This is a genomic window from Pseudomonas abyssi, assembly GCF_002307495.1.
GTDB classification, from domain to species: Bacteria; Pseudomonadota; Gammaproteobacteria; order Pseudomonadales; family Pseudomonadaceae; genus Halopseudomonas; species Halopseudomonas abyssi.
In genome coordinates this window covers 229,130-236,029 of record NZ_NTMR01000012.1, presented here as the reverse complement: position 1 = coordinate 236,029, position 6,900 = coordinate 229,130, and the positions used below count along the sequence as shown (strand labels likewise).

At 66.7% G+C, this 6,900-nt stretch carries 7 protein-coding genes; 2 read left to right on the top strand and 5 right to left on the bottom strand.

The window, feature by feature from the left end:
• Nucleotides 1–85 precede the first annotated feature (85 nt).
• From CNQ84_RS11520 to CNQ84_RS11510, 3 genes are read right to left on the bottom strand one after another with little or no spacing between them, the layout of a single operon-like run.
• Nucleotides 86–1,096 carry a zinc-binding alcohol dehydrogenase family protein gene (locus tag CNQ84_RS11520; protein ID WP_096005005.1) on the bottom strand — a complete coding sequence of 337 codons (1,011 nt, stop codon included), beginning with the start codon at nt 1,094–1,096 and terminating at the stop codon, nt 86–88.
• Nucleotides 1,093–2,163, bottom strand: a complete 1,071-nt coding sequence (locus CNQ84_RS11515) for an aminopeptidase (RefSeq protein WP_096005004.1) — start codon at nt 2,161–2,163, stop codon at nt 1,093–1,095. The genes CNQ84_RS11520 and CNQ84_RS11515 overlap by 4 nt, the downstream gene beginning before the upstream one ends.
• The gene (locus tag CNQ84_RS11510) at nt 2,160–3,056 is read right to left on the bottom strand and encodes a LysR family transcriptional regulator (RefSeq protein ID WP_096005003.1); all 897 of its coding nucleotides are present in this window, start codon (nt 3,054–3,056) and stop codon (nt 2,160–2,162) included. Before CNQ84_RS11510 ends, CNQ84_RS11515 begins: the two co-directional genes overlap by 4 nt.
• 97 nt (nt 3,057–3,153) lie before the next feature.
• Here CNQ84_RS11510 and trpB point away from each other — a divergent pair, with 97 nt between their 5' ends.
• Nucleotides 3,154–4,362 (top strand): tryptophan synthase subunit beta, encoded by a 1,209-nt coding sequence (gene trpB, locus CNQ84_RS11505; RefSeq protein WP_096005002.1) that lies wholly within the window; start codon nt 3,154–3,156, stop codon nt 4,360–4,362.
• Nucleotides 4,359–5,150 (top strand): tryptophan synthase subunit alpha, encoded by a 792-nt coding sequence (gene trpA, locus CNQ84_RS11500; protein ID WP_096005001.1) that lies wholly within the window; start codon nt 4,359–4,361, stop codon nt 5,148–5,150. Before trpB ends, trpA begins: the two co-directional genes overlap by 4 nt.
• On the opposite strand, the gene aroE is transcribed toward trpA, so the two are convergent.
• Together aroE and hemF are read right to left on the bottom strand one after the other, a co-directional pair.
• Nucleotides 5,141–5,953, bottom strand: coding sequence for a shikimate dehydrogenase (aroE, locus tag CNQ84_RS11495; protein WP_096005000.1), 813 nt, complete (start codon nt 5,951–5,953; stop codon nt 5,141–5,143). The genes trpA and aroE overlap by 10 nt on opposite strands.
• The gene (gene hemF, locus CNQ84_RS11490) at nt 5,953–6,888 is read right to left on the bottom strand and encodes an oxygen-dependent coproporphyrinogen oxidase (protein ID WP_281254824.1); all 936 of its coding nucleotides are present in this window, start codon (nt 6,886–6,888) and stop codon (nt 5,953–5,955) included. The genes aroE and hemF overlap by 1 nt, the downstream gene beginning before the upstream one ends.
• Between the last annotated feature and the right edge of the window lie 12 nt (nt 6,889–6,900).

Here is a 6,900-nt window from a genome sequence, read left to right as displayed (position 1 = left end):
ACAGCAGTGCGCCTGCGCGGGGATGATGGGTGAAGGAGCGATGCCCTGCGCAGAATCCCGAAAGGGGCAGTCTGCGCAAAGCCGTTCAGAACCCCTCCAACACCAATTTCCCCCGCGCCTTGCCACTCTCCAGCAACGCATGCGCGCGCTTGAGGTTGGCCGCGTTGATTGCGCCGTAATGCTCACCCAGGGTACTGCGCAGGGTGCCGGCATCGACCAGGTCGGCGACCCGTTGCAGCAGCTTGCCCTGCTCGGCCATGTCGGCGGTTTCGAACATGCTGCGGGTGAACATGAACTCCCAGTGGAAGGAGGCGCACTTGCGCTTCAGCACGCTCATGTCGAGCGGGCCGAAGTCGTCGATCACGCCGAGGCGGCCCTGTGGGGCGATGCAGTCGCCGTATTGCGGATAGTGCTGATCGGTGTGGGTCAGCGAGGCGATCAGTTCGACGGCCTTGATACCCAGCGCCTGCAGTTGCGGCAGCAGCGGCTGGCTGTGGTCGATGACGTGGTGCGCGCCCAGGCCCTTGACCCATTTCACGCTCTCGGCGCGGGCGGCGGTGGCGACCACGGTGAGTTTGGTCAACTGACGCGCTAGCTGAACCAGGATCGAGCCGACGCCACCGGCAGCGCCGACCACCAGCAGGGTCTGGCCTTCTCCGCCGCCTTCGCTGACACCGAGCCGGTCGAACAGCAGCTCCCAGGCGGTGATTGCAGTCAGCGGCAGGGCCGCGGCTTCGGCGGCAGACAACGACAGCGGCGCGTGGGCGGTGATGCGGGCGTCGACCAGTTGGTATTCGGCGTTGCTGCCGGGCCGCTCCAGCGCGCCGGCGTAGTAGACTCGATCACCCGCCACGAAGCCGGAAACGGCGCTGCCGCAGCTGACCACTTCACCCACGGCGTCCCAGCCGAGCACTTCGGGCGTGTCGCCGGTCGCGCCGCGACGACTGCGGATCTTGGTGTCGACCGGATTGACCGAGATGGCGGCGACCTTGACCAGCAGGTCCTGCGGGCCGGGGGCGGGCATGGGGACGTCCAGGTCGATCAGGGCGTCGGCACGGTCCAGCGCGCCAGCTTCAAAGTATCCAATTGCTTTCATGGTTGTGGCTCCTGTACTGCGGCGGCGCACTGCGGGCAAAGGCCACGCAGCGCGGCAAGGCGCGCTTGCGGATCGAGCCTGCCGAGGCGTTCTACCCGCTGGTGAAAGTCGGCCCAGCCGCTGCTCTGCGCATACAGCGCGGCAAAGGCGGGCACCCATTGATCGTAAAGCCCAAAGGGTAGCAGGCGAGCGTTGTTCAGGTCAGCGGCAAACCAGTGGTCGAAGCGCTGGTCGCCGTCCCATTCGCTGTCGCGCAGGCTGGCGTAATCGCTGCGCAGCCGAGCGAGGATCGCGGCCTTGCCGCTGCGCTTGGCGTCGTCTGGCTGGGTGCTCTGATACAGGACTTCCAGCTCGCTGCGTGCGGCCAGCACCAATTGAATAAACGCCCGTTCGCGTTCGCGGCCTGTCGAGTCGTGCGCGGCTCGCCCTTGCACCCTGAGCCAATCGCGCAGACCCTGCTGGCCGACAAAGCTGGCATAGGACTCGTTGAAGGCGGTGTCGTCCTTCACGTAAAAGCGCTGATGCGCCAGTTCGTGAAACAGCATCTCGGCGAGATAGTCGTCGCTCCAGTGCAGCATGGAGCTGAACAGCGGGTCGTCGTACCAGCCGAGGGTCGAATAGGCCGGGATGCCGGCGACGTAGACGTCCTTGCCGCGCGCACGCCAGTCGGCGGCGGCCTGCTCGGCGCGAGCCTGGTCGAAATAGCCCTTGTAGGCGATGCAGCCGAAGAACGGGTAGCAGTGCTGCACCGGCGCCAGCGACAGTTCATCGGTGACAAACAGATTCCACAATGGATAGGGGCCCGGCAGCGCGGCGTAGCGGGTGTAGGTGGTGTTGTCCGGCAGGGCCAGCGCCTCGACCGCGTAGCGGCGAATCTGGCTGGCGGTGCGCAGGCGCTCGGCCAGTTGCGGGTCGGTCTGCGGGTCGGCAATCAGCTGCTCAACGGGCTCGGCGCGGGCCATCAGCGCGCGCTGGCCCTGCCAGCTCTGATACAGATAGCCAACCGAGCTGCAGCCGGACAACCAGAGCAGGCAGACGCCGAGGCCAAGGGTCGCGAGGCGCTTCATGCATCGGCCTGCTGCAACGCCTTGCCGAGCCAGTCTGCCAGCTGCTGCGCCGGGCCCTGGGGCTGGCGCTCCGGCACCCAGAGGCCGAGCTGGTGACGGGTCTCGACAAAGCCCCAGGGCGCGAGCAGGCGGCCTGCGGCGATGTCGTCGGCGACCAGCAGCTGCGGCGCGATAGCCACGCCGAGGCCCGAGAGCGCGGCTTCCAGCAGGTAATACAGGTGCTCGAAGCCCTGACCGTTGCGCAATTGAGCCGCATCCAGCCCCTGCCGCTCGGCCCAGTCGCGCCAGGCGCCGGGCCGGGAACGGGTGTGCAGCAGCGCTTCGCCGAGCAGCACCTCGGCCGGTTGATCGAGCAAACGCGCGGCACCCGCGTAGCGCGGGCTAAGCACCGGGCCGATGCGTTCCTGACGCAGCGGATATACCTGCATGTCGGCCGGCCACGGCGGCTCGGCGTAGAGCAGGGTAGCGCTGACGCCGGGGCGGCGCGGGTCGAGTTCACCTTCGGAGGCCGACAGGTGCAGGTTCAGCTCGGGCAGTTCGGCGTTCAGGCGGTCCAGTCGCGGAATAAACCAGCGGGCCAGCAGGCTGCCCGGACAGGCCAGCAGGAAGGGCGCCTGTTGCTGGTCCTGACGCAGCGCCGTGCACGCCTCGCGCAGCCCGTCGAAGGCATCGCGGCAGGCATCGCGCAGCTGGCGACCGGCCGGGGTCAGGCTGATGCCGCGCCCGGCCTTGCTGAACAGCGCGATGCCGAGCTCGTCTTCAAGCTGACGAATCTGCCGGCTGACGGCGCCGTGGGTGACGTGCAGCTCGCCCGCTGCCTGACTCACGCTTTCCAGTCGGGCAGCGGCTTCGAAGGCGCGCAGAGCGTTTAGTGAGGGAAGATCTCTGGCCATTGGACTTGTCACTTTTTCTCACAGGTTGCGGCCATCTTATCGATTTTTTCTGCGCGCTGCCTGCCCTAATCTGCGTCCATTGATCAGGAGGTGTTGCATGACCCATCAGAATTATCGCCGCGAGGCCGACGCCCTCGGGCAGTTTGGCCAGTTTGGCGGCCGCTTTGTTGCCGAGTCGCTGATGCCGCTGGTGCTGCAGCTGGAAAAGGCCTACAACGAGGCCCGCGCCGAGCCGGCGTTTATCGCCGAGCTGGACCGCTTCAACGCCGAATTTGTCGGCCGCCCCAGCCCGCTGTATTTCGCCGAGCGGCTGACCGAGCAGTACGGTGGCGCGAAGATCTTCTTCAAACGCGAGGAGCTGAATCACACCGGCGCGCACAAGATCAACAACTGCATCGGCCAGGCCCTGCTGGCCCGCCGTATGGGCAAGCAACGGATCATCGCCGAGACCGGCGCCGGCATGCACGGCGTCGCGACCGCCACAGTGTGCGCGCGCTTCGGCCTGCAGTGCGTGGTCTACATGGGCGCAACCGACATTCACCGTCAGCGCGACAACGTCGCCCGCATGCGGCTGCTGGGTGCCGAGATCGTCCCCGTGACCTCCGGCACCGGCACCCTCAAGGACGCCATGAACGAGGCGCTGCGCGACTGGGTGACCAACGTCGACAACACCTTCTACATGATCGGCACCGTGGCCGGCCCGCACCCCTACCCAACGCTGGTACGCGACTTTCAGGCGATCATCGGCCGCGAAGCCCATCAGCAGATGCTGGAACGCGAAGGCCGTCTGCCCGACAGCCTGGTCGCCTGTATCGGCGGTGGCTCCAACGCCATGGGCCTGTTCCACCCGTTCCTCGATTACCCCGAAGTACAGATGGTCGGCGTGGAAGCGGCCGGTCACGGCATCGACACCGGCAAGCACGCCGCCAGCCTCAAGGGCGGCACGCCCGGCGTGCTGCACGGCAACCGCACCTACCTGCTGCAGGACGGTGACGGTCAGATTGCCGATGCCCACTCGATCTCCGCCGGTCTGGACTACCCCGGCATTGGCCCAGAACACGCCTGGTTGCACGAGCAGGGCCGCATCGAATACGTCGCGGTAACCGATCAGCAGGCGCTGGACGCCTTCCACAACTGCTGCCGCACCGAAGGCATTATCCCGGCGCTGGAAACCTCGCACGCGCTGGCCGAAGTCGCCCGCCGCGCGCCGACGCTGCCGAAAGATCACCTGATGGTGGTCTGCCTGTCCGGCCGTGGCGACAAGGACATGCCAACCATTCTGGGTCTGATGGAGGAAGGAAAATGAGCCGCTTAGACGTTCGCTTTGCCGACTGCGCCCGTGACAACCGCGCGGCCCTGGTGACCTACATCTGCGCCGGTGATCCGGACTTCGATACCAGCCTGGAACTGCTGCAGGGGCTGCCTGCTGCCGGTGCCGACATCATCGAGCTGGGCATGCCGTTCAGCGACCCGACCGCCGACGGCCCGACCATTCAGGCCGCGGCCCTGCGCGCCCTGCAGGGTGGGCAGAATCAGCAGCGCACGCTGGAGCTGGTGCGCCGTTTCCGCGAACAGAACCAGAGCACGCCGCTGGTGCTGATGGGTTACTACAACCCGATCCATCGCTACGGCGGTGCGGACTTTATTCGTGACGCCGCAGAGGCCGGTGTGGACGCCCTGCTAGTGGTCGACCTGCCGCCCGAGCACGACAACGAACTGGGCCCGATGGCCCGAGACGCCGGTCTGCAGATGATTCGTCTGGCAACGCCAACCACTGACGCCCAGCGCCTGCCCAGAGTGCTGGAGCACGCCAGCGGCTTTCTCTACTACGTCTCGCACAACGGCGTCACCGGCGTCGGCGCAGCGGATCACACCGCGGTGGCGCAGGCATTGGAAGGCATTCGCGCGCAAAGCAGTGTGCCGATCTGCGTTGGCTTTGGCGTGCGCCGGGCCGAGCAGGCAGCGCCACTGGCGCAGGTCGCCGATGGGGTGGTGGTGGGTTCAGCGCTGATCGAGGCGCTGCAGCAGGGCGGCGTGGCAGCGGCGCTCGGGCTGACTGCCGAGCTGGCCGCTGCAATGCCGCGTCAGGCCTGACGCAGAGCTGCCAGCACCGGCGCGGTGTCCGGGCGGACGCCGCGCCACAGGGCGAATGCCTCGGCGGCCTGTTCCACCAGCATGCCGAGGCCATCGATGCAGCGCGCTGCGCCACGCTCTCGGGCCCAGCGGTTGAACGGGGTCTCTTCGGCGCCGTACATCATGTCGTAGCACCAGGTATGACCGGGCTTGATCAGGCTGTCGGGGATCGGCGGCAATTCACCGGCCAGGCTCGCCGACGTCGCATTGATGATCAGATCGACCGGCTCGACCAGCCATTGCAGGCCGGCAGCGGCGATCGGCCCCTGATCGACAAACAGCGCCGCCAGCTCTTCCGCCTTGCTGACCGTGCGGTTGATCACGCACAGATGCTGCGGACCTGCCGCCAGCAGCGGCTGAATTACCCCGCGAGCCGCGCCACCGGCCCCTACCAGCAGCACACTCAAACCTTTCAGCGACAGCCCGGCGTTGACCTCGATATCGCGCACCAGCCCCTTGCCGTCGGTGTTGTCACCGAGCAGGCTGCCATCTTCACGGCGCATGATGGTATTGACCGCGCCGGCGCGCTCGGCGGCCGGGGTGTGCTCATCGACCAGCGCCCAGGCTTGCTCCTTGAACGGTACGGTGACATTGACACCTCGGCCTTCGCGCAGAAAGTCGCGCACGCTGCCGATGAAGTTGTCGAGCGGCGCCAGCAGCTTGCCGTACTCCAGCTGCTGACCGGTCTGCTCGGCGAACATGGCGTGAATCAGCGGCGACTTGCTGTGTTCAATCGGGTTGCCGACAACGGCGTAACGGTCCATCAGGCGTCTCCTGCCAGCCAGTCACGCGGGGAGAGGTAGCGCTCGGTCAGCTCGGCTTCCGGGCTGCCCGGCTCGGGCTGCCAGTTGTAGCCCCAACGCACGGTTGGTGGCAGCGACATCAGGATCGACTCGGTGCGTCCGCCGGTCTGCAGGCCGAACAGGGTGCCTCGGTCGTAGACCAGGTTGAACTCGACGTAGCGGCCACGGCGGAATTCCTGGAACTGCTTCTGCTCCGGCGTCCAGGCGCTGCTGCGACGGCGCTCGAGAATCGGCAGATAGGCCTCAAGGTAGGCGTCGCCAATGGCGCGCAGGAAGGCAAAACTGCGCTCGAAGCCCCACTGGTTCAGGTCATCAAAGAACAGGCCGCCAATGCCCCGGGCCTCGCCACGGTGCTTGAGGTAGAAATACTCGTCGCACCAGGTCTTGAAGCGCGGGTAGACGTCGTCACCAAAGGGTGCGCAGGCGTCGCGGGCGACGCGGTGCCAGTGCACGCAGTCTTCTTCGTTGGCGTAGTAGGGCGTCAGATCGAAGCCGCCGCCAAACCACCAGACCGGATCGGCGCCGTCTTTCTCGGCGATAAAGAACCGCACATTGGCGTGCGAGGTCGGCACGAAGGGGTTTTCCGGGTGCATCACCAGCGACACGCCCATGGCCTGGAAGTGACGACCCGCCAGCTCGGGGCGGTGCGCGGTAGCCGAGGGCGGCATGCCGTCACCAAAAACATGGGAAAAGCCCACGCCGCCCTTCTCCAGCAGCGCGCCATCGGTGATGATCCGCGAGCGGCCACCGCCGCCACCGGGCCGCTCCCAGGCGTCCTCGATGAACTGCTCACGCCCGTCTGCTGCCGCCAGGGCGGTGCAGATACGGTCCTGCAGATCCATCAGATAGGCTTTTACCGCGGCAACATCGGCGGCGCTGGGCTGGTCCTGTTTCACGTGGAATCTCTC